The sequence below is a fragment of the uncultured Gemella sp. genome (assembly GCF_963537375.1).
In the GTDB taxonomy this organism is placed as follows: Bacteria; Bacillota; Bacilli; order Staphylococcales; family Gemellaceae; genus Gemella.
In genome coordinates this window covers 1-19,256 of record NZ_CAUTDQ010000026.1, presented here as the reverse complement: position 1 = coordinate 19,256, position 19,256 = coordinate 1, and the positions used below count along the sequence as shown (strand labels likewise).

Below are 19,256 nucleotides of genomic sequence, written 5' to 3'. Positions count from 1 at the left end.
TCTATAACTCCATCTTATTTTTATAATAAACTCTTGGAACGCGTTTATTTATACAACAAAATATTTCATAACTTATTGTATTTTGATATTCAGCGAATTCGTCTACTGAGACTTTTTGTCCGTTATATTCTCCAAAAAATAGTACGTCGTCACCCACTTTTACATTTTCACTACAACGAACCATAAGTTGGTCCATACATACACGTCCGACAATCTCACACTCTTCAGATCCTACTCTAATTTTAAACCCTTGGGTTCTTCGTAGTAAACCATCAGCATATCCTATTGGCACTGTTGCGATATATTCATCTTGTTTAGCTTCATAGCTAACACCATAACCAAGCTTTTGTCCTGCGTGAAATTTTTTCACATGTGTTACTTTGCTAACTAAACTAGCTACAGGTTCTAGTTGCACCTTATCTAATTTCTCAATATTTCCGCTTGGATAACATCCATACATAGCAATTCCTATTCTTGTAAGATTATACTGATCATCTCTATTGCTATACTTAACTGTACCAGCTGAATTTTCTATATGAATGTATTTTGGTTTATGTGTAAAGATTTTAAGACTTCTTTCGAAGTTTTCTGTCTGATAATTGTCATAATTATCATCCTCTCCATCAGCATTTGAGTAGTGTGAGAAAATTCCTTCAAAATCAATTTTTTCCGAATCTAATAAGTTATCAATTTCTTTTAGTTCTTCTAAATCAGAAGTTCCAATTCTTCCCATACCAGTGTCTAGCTTAACATGAATTTTTAATTTTCCTTCGATTTGTTGCAAGTGTGCTAAAGATTCTTCTAACCACTCTTTAGAAGGACAAGTTAAAGAGACATTGTTTTCTACTGCATATTTAACATTTTGGGGATTTGTAACTCCTAATACAAGAACCATACTATCTTTAATAACATCTTTAAGTTCTAAAGCTTCTTCTAATGTTGCTGTTGCGAAATGTCTAACTCCATTTTGAAATAGATGCTCTGCTATTACTTTCGAACCTAATCCATAAGAATCAGCTTTAACGACAGCTAAGCCGATTTTTTCATTATTAAGACCATTTAGCTTATTATAATTATTAAGCAATGCATCCAAATTTACTCTTAATTGTGTTGGCCTATCATTAATCATTTATCTAATCCCCTTTCTCTAAAACAACAAACGCCACTACTGTTGTATCAGTATGGCTTATAGTCAGATGTGTCCTAAAGTCGCCATATTCTATATATGGTTTCCCATTCTTATCTTTTTTTACCTCAACATCATGAAAAGAAAACTCCTTAGAAATTCCAACTCCAAGTGCTTTAGAGGTTGCTTCTTTTACCGCAAAGCGTCCCGCAAGAAATTCCATTTTTCTTCTTTTATTTGTTATTTTATAAAATTCATTTAATTCATTTTCTGTATATAATTTTTCAAGTCGTTTTTTATCATCAACATATTTTTCGAAGCGATGAATATCGACGATATCACAACCTATTCCGTAAATCATTTTTTACCTCTTCATTATATAGTCTTACAATATTATAACACTAATATGGATATTATGAAAGCTTTATATACTAGTTACTTAGCTTTATTATTTACTTAACTGGACGAAAAAATCATGATATCATCATTAACTCATCCCGCAAAATTTATTGAAAATCTTAAAAGCATCTGTAAAACAAATTTAAATAATAATAAGCCACTATGTTTAAACGTTATCATGTAAAACTATTTAAAATTATATTTTTTTGAATAGTACTTATATAAAAAAATAAACGACTCAAAGATCATGATTTTAAAAAAATCTTGACTTTAAGTCGTTGAATTATATATCCGTATATTAGATTAATTTTATATTAATCTCTATTATTACTGTTTAATAAGATAAAGATGAATCTTAATAGTTCCATTAAAGCTACCATCGCTGCTGCTACATATGTTAATGCTGCTGCAGTTAGAACCTTACGACAGTGTCTGTGTTCTTGATCATCTACAATATTTAAATCAACTACTTGCTCTAAAGCACGTTTTGAAGCATCGAACTCTACTGGTAGTGTCACTACTTGGAATAGTACTGCAAATAGCATAAATCCTACTCCAACCCAAGCAACAGTATAACCAAATTGTCCAATTAATCCTGTTAATAAGAATCCTACCATAATAAGAATAGTTGATAAGTTTCCTCCAAGATTTGCTAATGGTACTAAAGAGTGTCTCCATCTCATTGGTTTGTAGTCTGCTACTTTATCTTGGATAACGTGACCAATTTCGTGTGCAGCAATTGCAACTGATGCAACTGTAGGTTGATCATGTACGATTGGTGATAATACTACAACATTATTAGTTGGATCATAGTGGTCTGATAATTCAACCTCACCTCTTACTACTCTAACACCTGTAATTCCATTTGCTTGCATTATTATTTCTGCAACTTCTTTTCCAGTTAATCCTGATTTTGTTCTTACTTTTTTATATCTTTCGTATGTTCTTTTTACTTTGAATTGAGCCCATAAAGGGATTAACATAATTAGTAAAAAGTAAAGTATATAACTTCCTGACATTCCATAATATCCTAATGGCATATAGATTACCTCCTAATTAGTAAATTATATAAGTTGAATTATACCATATTCTAAGTATATTTGCTAGTATTTTGACTAAATTTTACCATTAAATTACAATGAAAATAACACACCGTGCTTTTCATCTATTCTTTCATAAAAAAATTAACATAAAAGAGCAGTTCTAAAATAATTTTAGAGCCACTCTCTTATCATTTTATTAAGTTAATGTTTAAAATTTGAATAACTAATCTATTCCACTAGTTTCTTTGTCTTGCTAATAGTTTAATAGGAGTTCCTTCAAAGTTAAATGAATCACGAATTCTATTTTCTAAGAATCTCTCATATGAGAAGTGCATCAGTTCTGGATAATTCACGAAGAACACGAATGTTGGTGGATTAATAGCAACTTGTGATGCATAGAAAATATTAAGTCTCTTACCTTTATCTTGTGGAGTTGGATTCATAGAAACTGCATCAACAACAATTTCATTAAGTGTTGAACTTTGAATACGACGTTGTCTATTTTCATATGATTCTTTAATTAATGGGAAAATGTTAAACACACGTTGTTTTGTTTTTGCAGAAACATAAACGATTTTAGCATAATCTAGATATGCAAAACTATCACGAATTTTTTCTTCAAATTCTTTCATAGTTTTATCATCTTTTTCAATTGCATCCCATTTGTTAACAACGATGATTACACCTTTACCTGATTCATGAGCATATCCAGCTACTTTTTTATCTTGTTCAATAATACCTTCCTCGGCATTAAGAACAACTAAGACGACATCTGAACGTTCAATAGCTTTAAGCGAACGAAGTACTGAATATTTTTCGCAACTTTCATACACTTTACCACGTTTTCTAATACCAGCTGTATCGATTACAACATACTCATCTCCATTATGTTTAAAATCAGTATCTATTGCATCTCGTGTTGTTCCAGCGATATCAGAAGCAATAACACGTTCTTCTCCTAAGATAGTATTGATTAAACTTGATTTACCCACATTAGGACGTCCAATTAGAGAGAATCTAATTTTCTCATCTTCTTCCTCTTCTTCTAGAACTTTAAAGTTTTTACATACTTCATCTAGTAAGTCACCAATACCTAATCCATGTGATCCAGAAATTGGGAATGGATCTCCAAATCCTAATGAATAGAAATCATAAATCATATGATTCATATCAAAATTATCAATTTTATTAACTGCTAATACTACTGGTTTATCAGTTTTATATAATAATTTTGCAACTTCTTCATCATCACTTGTAACTCCATCACGGCCGTTTGTTAAGAATATAATTACATCAGCTTCATCGATAGCTAGTTCTGCTTGAGCTCTGATTTGTTTTTGGAATGGAGTATCTTCTAACTCAATTCCTCCAGTATCAATCATGAAGAATGAATAGTTTAACCATTCTGCTTTAGAATAAATTCTATCACGTGTAACACCTGCTACATCTTCTACGATAGAAAGTCTATCACCAATAATCTTATTGAAAATTGTAGATTTACCGACATTAGGTCTTCCTATTATCGCAACTGTTGGTTTTGCCATTTTTTTACCTCCATATCTATATTTTATTACTTTATCTTTATACCTAAAAAATAAAAGCAATAGACAAGCTATCTACTGCCTTTATTTCTCTATTTTTTCAAATTAAAGTTCGATGTCTTTAAATTTGTCCCCTAAACTAAATGAAGTATCTTCATCTTTTAAATAAGAAGTATCATATTCTGCTTCTTCTTTAACTGGTTTTTCTAGAAGTTCTTTAATAGATAGAGATAATCTTTCGCTTTCAAAATCGAATTCTAGTACTTTTACAGTAACTTTATCACCTTTTTTAAGAACGTCTTCTACGTTAGTTACTCTATCGTGAGAAATTTGAGAAATGTGAACTAATCCCTCTACGTCTGGTAAAACTTCTACGAAAGCACCGAATGCTGTAGTGTTACGAACAACACCTTCTAATACATCTCCAGTTTTGATTGTAGCACGAGCTACTTCCCATTGAGTTGGTAATAATGTTTTAGCTGATAATGAAACTTTTTCGTTTTCTTTATCTACTGCAATAACAGCAACTTTTACAGTATCTCCAACTGAAAGTACGTCAGAAACTTTTTCTACACGAGCGTGAGAAATTTCTGAGATGTGTAATAATCCATCAACTTCTCCGATATTAACGAATGCACCGAAGTCAGTGATACGACTAACTTTACCTTCGATCACATCACCTTCATTAATGTTTCCGTATACTTCAGCTAATTTTTTAGCTTTTTCTTCTTCTAAAATTACACGTCTGTTTAAGATAATTTTATTTTTAGATTTGTCCACTTCTTCAATTTTGAATGTGTACTCATTTCCTACAAATTTAGATAAGTCTTTTCTAAATTTAGTGTCAATGTATGATCCTGGGATAAATGCACGTAATCCTTCTACGTCTGCTAATAATCCACCTTTAGTTTGACCTGAAACTGTTGCTTGAATTAATTCACCATTTTCGAATTTTTCAATAATTCCAGTCCATGATAATTCCATTAATTTTTTATATTCAGCATTTTCTAAAATTTTGTGTGATAAATAAATTACACCAGGAACGTCTTCTGATCTTTTTTCACGGTCAGCTCTGATTCCTGTTACTTGAGCTTCTACTTCATCGCCAACTGATAATACTTCTTCAATATTTTCGAATGGTTTTCTTGTAATTTGATTACGTAAAATTACGCAATCATATTGAGCTCCTGCTACATCAACGTATACTTTATCGTTATCGATTTTAGATACTGTACCAGTTACTTTGTCTCCTTTTTTCAGCATTTCTGAGCTATTTAATAATTCCTCAAATGAAGTTGTCATTACTTCTAATCCTCCTGTGCTTACAATACATACTATATTAATATTATACATCAAAAATATAGTTATGTCATTTATTTTATGTTAATTTTTTAATTCTTTTTTTATTTCATCGAGTAATTTTGTTTCTTCTTTACTCAATTCATAATTATCCAATAAATCTGGACGTCTTAAATATGTTCTTCGTAGACTTTCTTTCTTTCTGTAAGTTTCTATGTTCTTATGATGTCCACTTGTTAGCACATCGGGAACTACCATTCCTTTGTAGTCTTTCGGTCTTGTGTATTGTGGATATTCTAAAAGACCAGTTGAAAATGAATCATCTTTATGAGATTCTTCTTTCCCTAATACATCTGGTACAAGTCGAGCAATACTATCAACCATAGTCATCGCAGCAAATTCTCCACCAGTTAAGATAAAATCTCCAATCGAAAGTTCATCGGTTACAAGGTATTCTCTAATTCTTTCATCATAACCTTCATAGTGTCCACATATAAAAATTAAATGTTCCTCTTCTGAAAGTTCTTCGGCTTTTTTCTGACTAAATCTCTCTCCTTGAGGGCATAATAAAATTATACGAGTTTTATCCGTTTTATCCAAACTTTCAACAGCATTAAATATCGGCTCTGGTTTTAAGACCATACCTTGACCACCACCAAATGGATAATCATCTACCTGATTATGCTTATTACCAGAGAATTTACGATAATCGACTATATTTATGTCTAATAACTTATTATCTTTTGCTTTTCCTAAAATTGAATGATTTAATGAGTCAAACATATCTGGGAATAAAGTCAGTATATCAATTTTCATTAGTCAATTAATCCTTCCATAACTTCGATATCTATTTTTTTATTTTCGATATCAATTTTCTTAACTACGTCCTCAATATATGGAATCAAGATTTCTTTACCGTTTTGACCTTTAATCACCCAAACATCATTAGCCCCCGGTGTTAAAATTTCAATGATTTCACCCAATAATTTTTCATTTTCGTCAAATACTTCACATCCAATAATTTCATGGAAGTAAAACTCATTTTCTTCTAACTCTCCAATATTTTCTGAATCGATTTTAATTTGTAGATTTTTAAGTTTTTCAGCTTCCTCAATTGTATCAATTCCTACAAATTTCACTAAAAGATTGTTTTTATGGGTTCTATAACTTTCTACAACTACTTCTTTAATAACTTGATTACCTCGTGTTATTAATAATTCACTTCCTTTTTCAAAACGTTGTTCTTCAAAATCAGTCGATGAAATTACTTTTACCTCTCCTTTTAATGAGTGCGTATTAACAATTTTTCCTACTTTTAAACGCATTTAATCCTCCTTAATTTATTTATATTCTTTAAAATTATTTTTTAACTTTCATTCTTATTAAATAAGATATATTTTCTATAATAATTATCGAAAGTGCTAATCCAATTAATAATGTCGAAATTCTATTCCAATTTCTATATTCTATATTATTTACAAGTAAATGTCCAATACCACCTGCACCTACCATACCTAGTATTGTAGAATTTTTAATATTCGCCTCAAATCTATATAGAATTATAGTAACAAATTCAGGGAAATATCCATTAAATATTATTTTTATATAACTAATAAAACTTCCTAATCCTATACTTTTTGTCATTAATAGAATATTATTATTTATTCCTTCTAAAACTTCATTATACATTTTTGTCATTACACCAACAGTATAAATGTATAATGCAAAAAAGCTACTTATTGCACCTGGTCCGAACCCTCTAAAAAATATTAATGCTACAATAATTGGCGGGAAGGTTCTTAGTATATTTATAAAAACTTTCATGCCTAACGCCTTATATTTACCAAATAAATTAACCGATGATAAATATGAAGTAAATATTGCAGTTACCGCCGCAAAAACCGTAGCACTAAAAGCTATTTCTATACTTACCGTTAACTCTGTTAACATCTTAGATGTATAAGCTAAATCTGGGTTTATTATACCATTACCTAATACTTTTAATTGTTTTAAACCAATTAAAAATCGCTCTTGTGTAATAGTAATATATTTAGTAACATACAATAGACTTCCTATAAGCACTATAGGTAATATAACTCTTGCTATATTTTTTTTCAAAATAAATTTTTCAAAAGTTAATTGAGAGGAATTGCTGTAATTTCTAAAATAGTAACTCACCAGATCAATAATAAATATTAAAATAACTAGGGTAATTATTATTATCGAAACTCTATCATATCTCAAATGATTCAATTCTTGCCAAAGTCTTTGTCCTATTCCACCTGCTCCAACTAATCCTAGCACACTAGCTCCTCGAATACTAGATTCTAGCGTTAAGAAATATACCGAAACCACCTGTGGTTTTAAGTTAGACAGAATTGCATTTTTATAAATAACAAATTTCGAGCTACCAAGAGACTCCATCGCTTCTATCTGCTTAACTTCTACCTCTTCAGCATATTCTTTAAGTAACTTTGCTGCAGTTAAAAGGTTAATTAAATAAATACTTACAAATCCACTGAAAACACCTGTACTGAACAAACTTACAAGTATTGCTGCAATTATTAGAAATGGTATAGTTCTAAAAATAGAAAATACAGCACTAAATAATTTTGGTATTATTTTAAATTTAAATAGTACATTGGTCAAAATTGGCAAAAGTAATAAAGCTGTAAATAACGCTAAAATCGATGAAAATAATGCTATATTTATCGTTTCAATTATAGGTTGTTTCAACTCACCTAAGATTGAAAAATCAACAGGATACATTCGCCCTAATAAGTTCTGTATTCTTTTGAAACCTACTGAAAAAGTTTTTGCATCATACTGCATATACGCAATCAAGAAAATACATACTATAAATATGCTAGCTAATATTTTATTTATATATTTTTTAATTATAAAGTTCTTCAAATTCATCTTTAGTCACCATATCAGAATCTTTATAAAATAAAACTTTTCCGTCTTTCAATCCTAAAATTTTTGTACTATATTTTTTCGCAAGATTTACATCGTGTAAATTGATTAATACAGTAATATCTTTTTCTTTATTTAATTTCTTAAATGTATCCATTATAAGAGTAGTGTTCTTTTCATCTAAACTACTCACAGGCTCATCAGCTAATAAAAATTTCGGATCTTGTGCGAGCGCCTTAGCGATTGCTACCCTTTGCTTCTGTCCACCAGATAAATACTTAGACTTTTTAAAAGCCTCTTCTTCTAAACCAACCTGTTTTAAATAACCTACTCCTTCATTATACTCTTTCTTAGTATAACCAAGTAAAAGGCCTAATGGAGATTTTTTTACTAAATATGGAGTCAATACATTTTCAACTGTATATAAATTATCAAGAACATTATAATCTTGGAATATAAATGCAATTTCTCTTCTAATAAGCTTTAATTTTTTCTTATTATAATTGATTATATTTTCACCAGCTATATTAATTTCTCCAGATTTAGGTTTATTCAATAGATTCAAGCAACGCAGTAAAGTTGATTTACCAGCACCACTCTTTCCTACCACAGCTACAAATTCCCCTTTATCAACATTAAATGAGATATCATTTAATATATTATTTACTCCATAGTTAAAAACTAAATTTTTAACTTCTAACTTTTCACTTTTCACTTCATCACCTCATTATCATATAATGAATTTAAAATAAACTAATTCTAATTTTAGTAAAATTTTATAAGTACTATTATATCACTTAAAACAGTTTTTTTCAGTATTTTTCTACTAAATTTAGTACATTTATTAAACTGTTTACATTTAACTAAAAATAATCGTAAAATAATAAACTCGCCTATACTAAATAGACGAGTTATATTATTATTTAATAAATGTTGTAATTTCTTCAACAGATAAACTAGAATCACATACAACTTTAACTTCACCAGCTTCAGCAACTAATAACCCTGGTACAGTTCTAACAGCATATTTTTCACGTAATGATTCAATTCCTGATGCATCAGAAAAATCTTCAGAATTAATAAAGAATGCTTCTACATTATTAGAAACAACTACCTCACTAATTTTCGGCATAAATCTTCTACAGAATGGGCATGATGATCTACCAATAAATAATACGAATTTTTCTTTTGATTCAATTTTTTCAAAAGCAGTTTTTGAATCTATTACTTTAAAGTTCTCTAAGTCTTGTTCGAATGTTTTTTCCATTTTATTTTATCTCCTTAAGTTTATAGGTTTAATTTTACTCTTATTTTTTAAAAATTTCTATTTATTTGCTTATAAATCTAAAAAAGTTTAATTTTGTTAAATAAAAAGAAGTAATGTATCTCTACATTACTCCTTTTGCTAAATTCAAAAAATGGGGCGGCTGAGGGGAATCGAACCCCCGAATGTCGGAACCACAATCCGATGCGTTAACCACTTCGCCACAGCCGCCAAAATATTGAGTTTAAATAAAAAAATGCCTTGAGACAGAGTCGAACTGCCGACACATGGAGCTTCAATCCATTGCTCTACCAACTGAGCTATCAAGGCAAAAATGGCGGTCCCGACGGGAATCGAACCCGCGATCTCCTGCGTGACAGGCAGGCGTGATAACCGCTACACCACGGGACCTAACTCTTATTCTCAATGTATTTAATTCAAATGGTGACCCGTACGGGATTCGAACCCGTGTTACCGCCGTGAAAGGGCGGTGTCTTAACCACTTGACCAACGGGCCAATAAAAAAAACGGAGCAGGAGGGATTTGAACCCTCGCGCCGGTTTCCCGACCTACACCCTTAGCAGGGGCGCCTCTTCAGCCTCTTGAGTACTACTCCAACTCCACAGGCAGGACTCGAACCTGCGACCCTCTGATTAACAGTCAGATGCTACTACCAACTGAGCTACTGTGGATAAATATTTGTGTTCCTAACGAACAATATTTATTATACAAAAGTATTAACATAATGTCAATACTTTTGTATAACTTTTTTTATTTTTTCATTTTGAAAATCTATAATCACTTATTAATTCAACATTTATAAGCTTTTAATATATATGATATACCTTTCATAAGACAATAATTGTCTCCAAAATATTAGCTTTATTTTACTTTATTTAGATCTATATTCATTTTTTCAGAGATTCTTACTATCGCCTTATATGCATCATTATTTGGCTCTTCAAATCCTGTAATACTAAATAGATTAGTTAAAATTTGTATAGTTTCTTTGTCATTTTGAATTTCTAATAATGCTTGTTTAATCTTTTTCTGCATTTCTTCATCTAGGTTATTTGAAGCAACTACTGTTACACCTGGAATAAGTTCACTTTTCGCTATAGGTGTAATATCTTCTTTAAGTGTAGGAAATTCTTTCGTATATTTTCTGATTACATTTTCATAGCTTGCTACCGCATCAACATCTTTGTTTAGTAATAATTGTAAACTTTTATCATGACCACCGCTAAATTGGTATTGTATGTCTTTATCTAGATCTATACCTGCATCTTTTAGCATAGCACCAGCATAAATATATCCAGAAGCTGAAGATGGATCAACAAAAGCAATTTTTTTACCTTTTAAATCAGATAAGTTTTTAATATTTGAATCTTTTCTTACGAAAACTTCAGCAAAATAACCAGGTTTACCACTCGTACTTCTTCCTACAAGTAAATTTTTTGTATTACTTTGTTTATTAGATAGAACAGCTGAAAATGGCGGTACTAATCCGAAGTCAACACTACCACTACCGATACCTTCGATTACCCCTATATAACTACTTGCTGTAAATACCTCTACCTTCATTCCTAGTTTATTTCCTAAGGCTTTTGCAAATGGCGTCAAGTCATCTACGAGCTTTTCACTATTACTACTAGGTACTACACCAAGTTTCAACACTTTTTCTTCTTTTGTCGAACTTTTTTGAGAACAACCAATTAAAGAAAACACCAATAGAACAGAAAAAATAGTTAATAATATTTTTTTCATTTTACTTACCTCTTAATATATGTGTAAATTTAATTTATATCATTGAGTATACCACAATATTTTTATTAACTGAATGAAAACGCTCAAGTTTTGTAAAAAAAAGATGACTCAATAGTTTCTGTTTAAACTGAATCTATTGAGTCAACATTAATTTTAAACTAATTTTGAGATTGTTATTCTAAATTTTAAACTCTTTTTATTTTGTTTATACTCTTTTACTACAAATCTTCCATACTTTCTAATAGAGATTACATCTTCTAAAGCGCAGTTTTTTTCTCCATTTCTCACTATTACATGATTTAATTTTATAAAGTCTTGTTCTAAAAACTCTTTAATCTTACTGCGCGATTTATTAGTAATCTTCGCTACTAGCGAATCTAACCTGAATGAAGAACTAACTATTTCGAAATCCTCATATTTCTTTTCTATAGAAACATCAGTAAGATCAATTCTTTCAAAATTTAAGTTTACTCTTCCTGCTTTTGTGAATTCCATTGCGATAACATCAGCAATTTCCTCATCTACAAAAATATAAACTTCATTTTCAAGAACAATAATATCTCCAAACCTATTAAAATTAATCCCCAGATTATGAATTGCTCCTAGTATATTTCTATGTTCAATCTTATTGAATTTGTTATTAAATTTAGCTTTAAGACAAACAATATCATAATCTACATCATAATATTCATTAGAAATGATTTTTGCTTTTTTTCTCTCTGCACCACTAAAACCACCAAAAAACTCAATTTTAAAATCACTATAATTATATGCAACTATACGTTCTAAAATAATCTGTTCAAAATTTGTAAGATACTTTGTCACAGTATTTCTATTTTCTACAAAACTTATAGTTTGTAAAAGCTTTTCAGCTGCTTCTTTTTCTTCAGTAGATGCATGTTGTAAAAAATTTAATTTTTTCATGATACTAAACTGGTTTAAATAATAACACTTTTATTAAGTTTTCTATTACACCTAATACAATAAGTGCTGCTACTGGTGAAATATCTAACATACCTATTGGTGGAATTATTCTCCTAAAAACTTTTAAGTATGGCTCACAGATCGTCTCTAAAAATTCCACAATGAAATTATTTTTTAATTGTGGTACCCATGAAGTTAAAATATACGCTAGCATACTATATTCATAAAAATTAAATAGATATGTAATAAATTTATATACCCAAAAATACTCTGTTATATTTAACAAAATTAATACTCTCCTTCGTAAAAGTCTCCTGATACTTCAACGCCATTAGGAACACAAAGGTAGATATCTTCACCTATAGTTTTTAATCTTGCACCAAGAGCATAGATTCCTCCTGATATAAAATCTAATAATCTATCAGATGTTTCTACATCTAATTTACTTAAATTTATGATAACAACTTTATTACGTTTAATATCATCTACAATATCCTTGCTATCAGCAAAAACTAAAGGTTCTGTTAGTATTACATTATTTGTTCTTCCAGCTGGTTGACTTTGAACGTTTTGTTTAGTTTGCACTTGATTCTCCTTTTTTACAACTCTTGGTTTTGGTTGCTCCTGTCTTACTTCTTCTCTTTCTACTACCTCATCCTCAAAATCATCTTCATTAACGAATAAATTATTGAATTTTTTCATCATACTCATATTCTCAAACCTCAACTTACTTATATTTAACTACATTATTATAGCATATTTCTAACGTTTTTGAAAATGATTTACTAAGTATTTGTTCTTTATTTTAAAAATATTAATAATATTTCAAAATATAGTGATTGTATTTCATAATTAATTCTTTTCAACACTAAATCTTTTTTTACAAACTTTACAAAATCAAAAAAGCCTTAGAGTTTTATACTCTAAAGCCTTTATTTTATCCATAAAATTTATCATATCTTTCTTTAATTGAAAGTAATAATTTTGAAATTAATACTTTTAAAATTGAATAAACAGGTATTCCTAGAATTGCACCCACAACTCCTGATATATTAACACCTATTAAGATTACAAAAATTACTGTAAGAGGATGCATATTCATACTTCTTCCCATTATATTAGGAGAGATGATATTTCCTTCTAGAAATTGTACTATTCCCCAAACTACTAACATCTTAACTACCATAACCCAACTTGTAGATGCTGCAACTAACATCGCGGGTGTAATGGCGATAGCAGGACCTAAATAAGGAACTATACTTAAAAATGCAGCGATAGTTGCAAGTGAAAATGCATAGTGTAATCCTATTACATTATACCCTATAAACAACATAACTCCTATACAAAGTGACACTAACATCTGACCTTGGATATACGATCCTACCTTATCATCGATTTCGTCTATTGTCTCAGCAACAGACTTTTCAAATTTTTTCGGTAATAAACTAATCACAAACTTATTAAATTGTGATGCATCTTTTAATAAAAAAAATAGAACGAAAGGCATAGTTACTAATACTGAAGCCGTTGAAGATATAGATGATACTACGCCCTGTGCTATAGATGTAGCAATAGATATCAATCTTTCACTAATTTTCGAAACATTTAAGTTTGTATTCACATACTCTACTACTACTTGAACATAAGCATTATCTGAGTATTCTTCTAAGTATCCTTTTACAATTTCAATATATCTTGGTAGAGCAGTAATCAAGTTTTGTGTTTGCTCTACAATAATTGGCACTACTCCAATAATGACGATAAGTACCGTAATTACACCAACTAAAATCGCAAGTAGACTCGCAGAAAATCTTGAAATTTTCTTAGAAAAGAAATTCACAAGTGGATTTAACATATAATAAAATACATATGCTACTATTATCGGTGTGATTATACTATTTACTATTGTATTTATTGGTGTAAAAATATACGATATCTCTGTATAAAGATAAATAGCGATCCCTAAAAGAATAACTATTAATAATATGTAGATTATAAATTTCCCTCCGATAAAGGCTAATAATTTATCTTCTCGAGATTTTTCTAATCTTGATTCCCTTTTATTTTTTTCTAATTCTTTATCCATACAATTTCCTTTCTACTAAATTACTTAACTATAGTTAAAGATAATTCATAAATTGTAATAATAGTCTTATAAGCAATATACCCCAGCGCAAAAGAAGCTAGACTTACAAAAACTTTAATTTCTCTAGTACTGTTTTTCTTGAAAAATTTTCCAAAATCAATTCTTAACATAGAAAAATTCGCTAATAATATCATAAAAAACAAAACTGTCAGTTTAAAAATACTCATAAGTAATCCTCTATACTTAATATGTTATTTAAACATATCAAGCCACCCTTTTTTCTTGAATACCCAAAGCATTCCAAGTGCAATCCCGAACATTATAGCAACAACTAAAAAATACCCGTATTGCCATTCTAACTCAGGCATATTTTTAAAGTTCATACCGTACAATCCTACTATGAAGGTTAACGGAAGGAAAATTGTAGATATAACCGTTAGGGTCATCATAATATTGTTCGATTTCAATGAGTTATATGTCATGAAGTTTTCACGGATATCACTAGCTAACTCACGGTTCGCTTCTATAATCTCTGTTTGTTGAACAAGGTCATCATATATATCGTGGAAATACTTTCTATCATTATCTGTCATCTCAACACGACGAGAAACTAAAAATCTATGAATAAGCTCTCGAGTCGGTAATAATCCACGTCTAAGTTTTAATAAATCACTTCGAAGGTCAAATACCTCATCCATTATCTTACTTCCTGAAGTATATGAGTCTGTTTCTTCTATATTATAGCATATTTCTAACGTTTTTGAAAATGATTTACTAAGTATTTGTTCTTTATTTTAAAAATATTAATAATATTTCAAAATATAGTGATTGTATTTCATAATTAATTCTTTTCAACACTAAATCTTTTTTTACAAACTTTACAAAATCAAAAAAGCCTTAGAGTTTTATACTCTAAAGCCTTTATTTTATCCATAAAATTTATCATATCTTTCTTTAATTGAAAGTAATAATTTTGAAATTAATACTTTTAAAATTGAATAAACAGGTATTCCTAGAATTGCACCCACAACTCCTGATATATTAACACCTATTAAGATTACAAAAATTACTGTAAGAGGATGCATATTCATACTTCTTCCCATTATATTAGGAGAGATGATATTTCCTTCTAGAAATTGTACTATTCCCCAAACTACTAACATCTTAACTACCATAACCCAACTTGTAGATGCTGCAACTAACATCGCGGGTGTAATGGCGATAGCAGGACCTAAATAAGGAACTATACTTAAAAATGCAGCGATAGTTGCAAGTGAAAATGCATAGTGTAATCCTATTACATTATACCCTATAAACAACATAACTCCTATACAAAGTGACACTAACATCTGACCTTGGATATACGATCCTACCTTATCATCGATTTCGTCTATTGTCTCAGCAACAGACTTTTCAAATTTTTTCGGTAATAAACTAATCACAAACTTATTAAATTGTGATGCATCTTTTAATAAAAAAAATAGAACGAAAGGCATAGTTACTAATACTGAAGCCGTTGAAGATATAGATGATACTACGCCCTGTGCTATAGATGTAGCAATAGATATCAATCTTTCACTAATTTTCGAAACATTTAAGTTTGTATTCACATACTCTACTACTACTTGAACATAAGCATTATCTGAGTATTCTTCTAAGTATCCTTTTACAATTTCAATATATCTTGGTAGAGCAGTAATCAAGTTTTGTGTTTGCTCTACAATAATTGGCACTACTCCAATAATGACGATAAGTACCGTAATTACACCAACTAAAATCGCAAGTAGACTCGCAGAAAATCTTGAAATTTTCTTAGAAAAGAAATTCACAAGTGGATTTAACATATAATAAAATACATATGCTACTATTATCGGTGTGATTATACTATTTACTATTGTATTTATTGGTGTAAAAATATACGATATCTCTGTATAAAGATAAATAGCGATCCCTAAAAGAATAACTATTAATAATATGTAGATTATAAATTTCCCTCCGATAAAGGCTAATAATTTATCTTCTCGAGATTTTTCTAATCTTGATTCCCTTTTATTTTTTTCTAATTCTTTATCCATACAATTTCCTTTCTACTAAATTACTTAACTATAGTTAAAGATAATTCATAAATTGTAATAATAGTCTTATAAGCAATATACCCCAGCGCAAAAGAAGCTAGACTTACAAAAACTTTAATTTCTCTAGTACTGTTTTTCTTGAAAAATTTTCCAAAATCAATTCTTAACATAGAAAAATTCGCTAATAATATCATAAAAAACAAAACTGTCAGTTTAAAAATACTCATAAGTAATCCTCTATACTTAATATGTTATTTAAACATATCAAGCCACCCTTTTTTCTTGAATACCCAAAGCATTCCAAGTGCAATCCCGAACATTATAGCAACAACTAAAAAATACCCGTATTGCCATTCTAACTCAGGCATATTTTTAAAGTTCATACCGTACAATCCTACTATGAAGGTTAACGGAAGGAAAATTGTAGATATAACCGTTAGGGTCATCATAATATTGTTCGATTTCAATGAGTTATATGTCATGAAGTTTTCACGGATATCACTAGCTAACTCACGGTTCGCTTCTATAATCTCTGTTTGTTGAACAAGGTCATCGTATATATCGTGGAAATACTTTCTATCATTATCAGTCATTTCAACACGACGAGAAACTAAAAATCTATGTAGTACTTCTCGCATAGGTCTTAATCCACGACGAAGTTTTAATAAGTCTCCTCTTAATTCAAAAACCTCATCCATAATCTTACTTCCAGATTTATAAAAATCAGATTCTTCAATTTCATCCAAACGATTCTCGATTTTCGAGATAATCGGAATATATCCTTCAACTATTTCTGAAACCAGCATATGCATTACATGTAATGGCGAATATTCTGCGCCACGTTGAAGAATTTTGGGTACTATTTTATTAACATAACGTATATGTGAGAGGTGGAACGTTACGATATAATTTTTCCCAACGAACATGTTAAGTGTTTCATAATCATCATCTATATTTTTTAAAACATGAGACACTAAGAATATTTGTTGTCTTGAAATTTCAATTTTTGGTCTTTGTAAAAGTGTTAAACAGTCTTCTATTAAAAGTTCGTGAAACTTAAAGAATGTTGTTAATAGATTAATTTCACTACGTGTTGGAGTATCAAAGTCAACCCAAAACCACGCTATATCTTGATCTTTAAGTCTTTCTAAACTAATATCAGTAAGAATGTCACCTTTTTTATCTACTGCCATAGTTTTTAACATTAGATTTCACCTCTCTCGTTATTTTCACAATTACAATGATACCACACTTATAAAAAATAGTAAATTTATTATTTTAAATTAGTAGAAATATAGTGCATCACAATTCCAGCAGCAATAGAAACATTCAAACTTTCCGCTTTACCTGGCATCGATATTTTAAGTAAGTTATTTACTTTACCTAATATTTCTTCACTTACTCCAGAACCCTCATTTCCGAATATAACTGCAACATTTCCTGTAATATTATCTAACTGTTCTATATATTTATCCGCTTTTAAACTTGTTGCGAAAATACTAAAATCTGTCATTTGTTCCAGTAAATCTACTAAATCCACATTATCAAAACAATCTATATGGAAGTTACTACCTTGTGTACTTCTAATAACTTTTTGTCCATATAAGCTAGTTGTACCTTTACCTAAAATAATACAATCAAAAGCAAATGCATCAGCAGTTCTAATAATTGTACCTAGATTTCCAGGATCTTGAACCCTATCTAGAATAAGAACTTTCTTATATTTTTTAATATCTAGTTTCTTTTCTTCTATATTACATACCGCTATAATTCCTTGTGTAGTTATAGTATCAGATAAATGTCTCATTACACTATCAGCAACTTTAGTAATTTCTCCTTGAAAAGCTTCAATTAATTTATATTCATCAAAGCTCTCAGAAATAACAATTTCTTCAACTACATTCGCTTGCATAGCTTCTTCTACTAAATGTTTTCCTTCTATCAAATATTTTCCATATTTTTTTATATTTTTATTCTCTTTTAATTTTTGTATATCTTTAATTTTCTTATTACTAACTGATGTTATCATTTTTTCTCCAATAAATTTATTTTGTACTTTTAGCTTTCATAATAATTATAAACAATATTGAAGAAATATTCAAATTATGATATAATTCACTTACAGATATTATAATAAAAAGGAGTTCATTATGTCATCATTCTTACTATCAACAATAGTTATTGTGGTCGTTTTAGGTGCAGTTGGACTTTTTAATTACTTCAGATTAAAAGGTGCTGTAACAAAACTTCCTTATGAAGAATTTAGAAAAAATCTTAGAAAAGTTCAATTAATTGATGTTAGGGAAAAAGAAGATTTCAAATACGCTCACATTAACGGTGCTCGTAACATGCCATCTTCTCAATTCAATTTCCTTTATACATCTTTAAGAAAAGACCAACCTATTTATCTTTGTGACAAAAATGGAACATTAGCTCCTCGTGCTGCCCTAACCCTTAAAAAGCACGGATATACAAATGTATATATGCTAAAAAATGGTCTACAAGATTGGAAAGAAAACCTAAAAACTAAAAAATAATTTTTAAGTACTTAATTTAATCTTAATAAAGATTGTTAAGTACTTTTTTATTTTTAAAGAATTTTATTAACACCTATAAAATAATGCACTGATAATTATTTATCGAACACTATTATAATTTATGGTATTATATGCTTAATCAATCCAAATGGAGGTCAATTTATGACTAAATATTACTATGATCCTAATATGAACCGTGGATACATTCCAGGAAGATATGTTAATAGGCTCTTTGTCAAATTCGGGGCATGGAGAAAAATAGGAAATAAGATCTAGGCA

22 protein-coding genes and 6 tRNA genes are annotated in these 19,256 nt (G+C 29.5%); 1 reads left to right on the top strand and 27 read right to left on the bottom strand.

Features of this window, described 5'->3' with window-relative positions:
• Position 1: 1 nt before the first annotated feature.
• The 27 genes from alr to RYK99_RS06110 all read right to left on the bottom strand — a co-directional run bounded on the left by alr (position 2) and on the right by RYK99_RS06110 (position 18,469).
• The gene (alr, locus tag RYK99_RS06240) at positions 2–1,129 is read right to left on the bottom strand and encodes an alanine racemase (protein WP_314991040.1); all 1,128 of its coding nucleotides are present in this window, start codon (positions 1,127–1,129) and stop codon (positions 2–4) included.
• A 4-nt stretch (positions 1,130–1,133) separates the two neighbouring features.
• Positions 1,134–1,487 carry a holo-ACP synthase gene (gene acpS, locus RYK99_RS06235; RefSeq protein WP_314991038.1) on the bottom strand — a complete coding sequence of 118 codons (354 nt, stop codon included), beginning with the start codon at positions 1,485–1,487 and terminating at the stop codon, positions 1,134–1,136.
• Between the two features lie 352 nt (positions 1,488–1,839).
• On the bottom strand, positions 1,840–2,565 hold the full coding sequence (locus RYK99_RS06230) for a zinc metallopeptidase (protein WP_399544115.1): 726 nt from the start codon (positions 2,563–2,565) through the stop codon (positions 1,840–1,842).
• Between the two features lie 239 nt (positions 2,566–2,804).
• Positions 2,805–4,112, bottom strand: a complete 1,308-nt coding sequence (der, locus tag RYK99_RS06225) for a ribosome biogenesis GTPase Der (RefSeq protein ID WP_048803331.1) — start codon at positions 4,110–4,112, stop codon at positions 2,805–2,807.
• A gap of 102 nt (positions 4,113–4,214) precedes the next feature.
• Positions 4,215–5,411: a 30S ribosomal protein S1 gene (gene rpsA / locus RYK99_RS06220; protein WP_048803330.1), complete on the bottom strand. Its 1,197-nt coding sequence runs from the start codon at positions 5,409–5,411 to the stop codon at positions 4,215–4,217.
• 81 nt (positions 5,412–5,492) lie between these two features.
• Positions 5,493–6,224, bottom strand: coding sequence for a tRNA (guanosine(37)-N1)-methyltransferase TrmD (gene trmD / locus RYK99_RS06215; RefSeq protein ID WP_048803329.1), 732 nt, complete (start codon positions 6,222–6,224; stop codon positions 5,493–5,495).
• Entirely contained in the window at positions 6,224–6,733 is a 510-nt protein-coding gene (gene rimM / locus RYK99_RS06210; RefSeq protein WP_048803328.1) for a ribosome maturation factor RimM, read from the bottom strand. The genes trmD and rimM overlap by 1 nt, the downstream gene beginning before the upstream one ends.
• Positions 6,734–6,767: 34 nt before the next feature.
• Positions 6,768–8,327, bottom strand: coding sequence for an ABC transporter permease (locus RYK99_RS06205; protein ID WP_048803327.1), 1,560 nt, complete (start codon positions 8,325–8,327; stop codon positions 6,768–6,770).
• Positions 8,302–9,039: a phosphonate ABC transporter ATP-binding protein gene (gene phnC, locus RYK99_RS06200; RefSeq protein ID WP_048803326.1), complete on the bottom strand. Its 738-nt coding sequence runs from the start codon at positions 9,037–9,039 to the stop codon at positions 8,302–8,304. Before phnC ends, RYK99_RS06205 begins: the two co-directional genes overlap by 26 nt.
• A 204-nt stretch (positions 9,040–9,243) precedes the next feature.
• Positions 9,244–9,591, bottom strand: a complete 348-nt coding sequence (locus RYK99_RS06195) for a thiol reductase thioredoxin (protein ID WP_048803325.1) — start codon at positions 9,589–9,591, stop codon at positions 9,244–9,246.
• 152 nt (positions 9,592–9,743) lie between these two features.
• Positions 9,744–9,819, bottom strand: a tRNA-His gene (locus tag RYK99_RS06190).
• A 26-nt stretch (positions 9,820–9,845) separates the two neighbouring features.
• Positions 9,846–9,918 (bottom strand) — tRNA-Phe (locus tag RYK99_RS06185).
• Between the two features lie 5 nt (positions 9,919–9,923).
• Positions 9,924–9,999: transfer RNA gene (locus RYK99_RS06180), tRNA-Asp, on the bottom strand.
• Between the two features lie 31 nt (positions 10,000–10,030).
• A tRNA-Glu gene (locus RYK99_RS06175) sits at positions 10,031–10,105 on the bottom strand.
• A gap of 11 nt (positions 10,106–10,116) precedes the next feature.
• Positions 10,117–10,204: transfer RNA gene (locus RYK99_RS06170), tRNA-Ser, on the bottom strand.
• 2 nt (positions 10,205–10,206) lie between these two features.
• A tRNA-Asn gene (locus tag RYK99_RS06165) sits at positions 10,207–10,280 on the bottom strand.
• Between the two features lie 190 nt (positions 10,281–10,470).
• Entirely contained in the window at positions 10,471–11,355 is an 885-nt protein-coding gene (locus RYK99_RS06160; RefSeq protein ID WP_048803345.1) for a phosphate/phosphite/phosphonate ABC transporter substrate-binding protein, read from the bottom strand.
• Positions 11,356–11,508: 153 nt separating this feature from the next.
• Positions 11,509–12,279 (bottom strand): RNA-binding protein, encoded by a 771-nt coding sequence (locus tag RYK99_RS06155; protein ID WP_048803346.1) that lies wholly within the window; start codon positions 12,277–12,279, stop codon positions 11,509–11,511.
• 4 nt (positions 12,280–12,283) lie between these two features.
• Entirely contained in the window at positions 12,284–12,565 is a 282-nt protein-coding gene (locus tag RYK99_RS06150) for a YggT family protein (RefSeq protein ID WP_314991031.1), read from the bottom strand.
• A gap of 2 nt (positions 12,566–12,567) precedes the next feature.
• Entirely contained in the window at positions 12,568–12,990 is a 423-nt protein-coding gene (locus RYK99_RS06145) for a cell division protein SepF (protein ID WP_048803347.1), read from the bottom strand.
• A gap of 226 nt (positions 12,991–13,216) precedes the next feature.
• Positions 13,217–14,365 (bottom strand): AI-2E family transporter, encoded by a 1,149-nt coding sequence (locus tag RYK99_RS06140; RefSeq protein WP_314991027.1) that lies wholly within the window; start codon positions 14,363–14,365, stop codon positions 13,217–13,219.
• A 20-nt stretch (positions 14,366–14,385) separates the two neighbouring features.
• Positions 14,386–14,592 (bottom strand): DUF1146 family protein, encoded by a 207-nt coding sequence (locus RYK99_RS06135; protein WP_048802023.1) that lies wholly within the window; start codon positions 14,590–14,592, stop codon positions 14,386–14,388.
• A gap of 24 nt (positions 14,593–14,616) precedes the next feature.
• The gene (locus RYK99_RS06130; protein ID WP_399544119.1) at positions 14,617–15,102 is read right to left on the bottom strand and encodes a CorA family divalent cation transporter; all 486 of its coding nucleotides are present in this window, start codon (positions 15,100–15,102) and stop codon (positions 14,617–14,619) included.
• Positions 15,103–15,291: 189 nt separating this feature from the next.
• A complete protein-coding gene (locus RYK99_RS06125; RefSeq protein ID WP_314991027.1) occupies positions 15,292–16,440 on the bottom strand; it encodes an AI-2E family transporter in 1,149 nt (382 codons plus the stop codon).
• A gap of 20 nt (positions 16,441–16,460) precedes the next feature.
• Complete coding sequence (locus RYK99_RS06120; protein WP_048802023.1) at positions 16,461–16,667, bottom strand: DUF1146 family protein; 207 nt, start codon at positions 16,665–16,667, stop codon at positions 16,461–16,463.
• Between the two features lie 24 nt (positions 16,668–16,691).
• Positions 16,692–17,645, bottom strand: a complete 954-nt coding sequence (corA, locus tag RYK99_RS06115; RefSeq protein WP_271965729.1) for a magnesium/cobalt transporter CorA — start codon at positions 17,643–17,645, stop codon at positions 16,692–16,694.
• 68 nt (positions 17,646–17,713) lie between these two features.
• The gene (locus RYK99_RS06110) at positions 17,714–18,469 is read right to left on the bottom strand and encodes an RNA methyltransferase (protein WP_314991025.1); all 756 of its coding nucleotides are present in this window, start codon (positions 18,467–18,469) and stop codon (positions 17,714–17,716) included.
• 121 nt (positions 18,470–18,590) lie between these two features.
• On the opposite strand from RYK99_RS06110, the gene RYK99_RS06105 reads away from it, so the two are divergent.
• Complete coding sequence (locus tag RYK99_RS06105) at positions 18,591–18,977, top strand: rhodanese-like domain-containing protein (protein WP_003145865.1); 387 nt, start codon at positions 18,591–18,593, stop codon at positions 18,975–18,977.
• Positions 18,978–19,256: the final 279 nt, after the last annotated feature.

Excerpts from the sequence above, each read along its gene's own strand:
- alr (WP_314991040.1), bottom strand. The coding sequence starts at position 1,129 with ATGATTAATGATAGGCCAACACAATTAAGAGTAAATTTGGATGCATTG.
- acpS (WP_314991038.1), bottom strand. The coding sequence starts at position 1,487 with ATGATTTACGGAATAGGTTGTGATATCGTCGATATTCATCGCTTCGAA.
- RYK99_RS06230 (WP_399544115.1), bottom strand. The coding sequence starts at position 2,565 with ATGCCATTAGGATATTATGGAATGTCAGGAAGTTATATACTTTACTTT.
- der (WP_048803331.1), bottom strand. The coding sequence starts at position 4,112 with ATGGCAAAACCAACAGTTGCGATAATAGGAAGACCTAATGTCGGTAAA.
- rpsA (WP_048803330.1), bottom strand. The coding sequence starts at position 5,411 with ATGACAACTTCATTTGAGGAATTATTAAATAGCTCAGAAATGCTGAAA.
- trmD (WP_048803329.1), bottom strand. The coding sequence starts at position 6,224 with ATGAAAATTGATATACTGACTTTATTCCCAGATATGTTTGACTCATTA.
- rimM (WP_048803328.1), bottom strand. The coding sequence starts at position 6,733 with ATGCGTTTAAAAGTAGGAAAAATTGTTAATACGCACTCATTAAAAGGA.
- RYK99_RS06205 (WP_048803327.1), bottom strand. The coding sequence starts at position 8,327 with ATGAATTTGAAGAACTTTATAATTAAAAAATATATAAATAAAATATTA.
- RYK99_RS06195 (WP_048803325.1), bottom strand. The coding sequence starts at position 9,591 with ATGGAAAAAACATTCGAACAAGACTTAGAGAACTTTAAAGTAATAGAT.
- RYK99_RS06160 (WP_048803345.1), bottom strand. The coding sequence starts at position 11,355 with ATGAAAAAAATATTATTAACTATTTTTTCTGTTCTATTGGTGTTTTCT.
- RYK99_RS06155 (WP_048803346.1), bottom strand. The coding sequence starts at position 12,279 with ATGAAAAAATTAAATTTTTTACAACATGCATCTACTGAAGAAAAAGAA.
- RYK99_RS06145 (WP_048803347.1), bottom strand. The coding sequence starts at position 12,990 with ATGAGTATGATGAAAAAATTCAATAATTTATTCGTTAATGAAGATGAT.
- RYK99_RS06140 (WP_314991027.1), bottom strand. The coding sequence starts at position 14,365 with ATGGATAAAGAATTAGAAAAAAATAAAAGGGAATCAAGATTAGAAAAA.
- RYK99_RS06135 (WP_048802023.1), bottom strand. The coding sequence starts at position 14,592 with ATGAGTATTTTTAAACTGACAGTTTTGTTTTTTATGATATTATTAGCG.
- RYK99_RS06125 (WP_314991027.1), bottom strand. The coding sequence starts at position 16,440 with ATGGATAAAGAATTAGAAAAAAATAAAAGGGAATCAAGATTAGAAAAA.
- RYK99_RS06120 (WP_048802023.1), bottom strand. The coding sequence starts at position 16,667 with ATGAGTATTTTTAAACTGACAGTTTTGTTTTTTATGATATTATTAGCG.
- corA (WP_271965729.1), bottom strand. The coding sequence starts at position 17,645 with ATGTTAAAAACTATGGCAGTAGATAAAAAAGGTGACATTCTTACTGAT.
- RYK99_RS06110 (WP_314991025.1), bottom strand. The coding sequence starts at position 18,469 with ATGATAACATCAGTTAGTAATAAGAAAATTAAAGATATACAAAAATTA.
- RYK99_RS06105 (WP_003145865.1), top strand. The coding sequence starts at position 18,591 with ATGTCATCATTCTTACTATCAACAATAGTTATTGTGGTCGTTTTAGGT.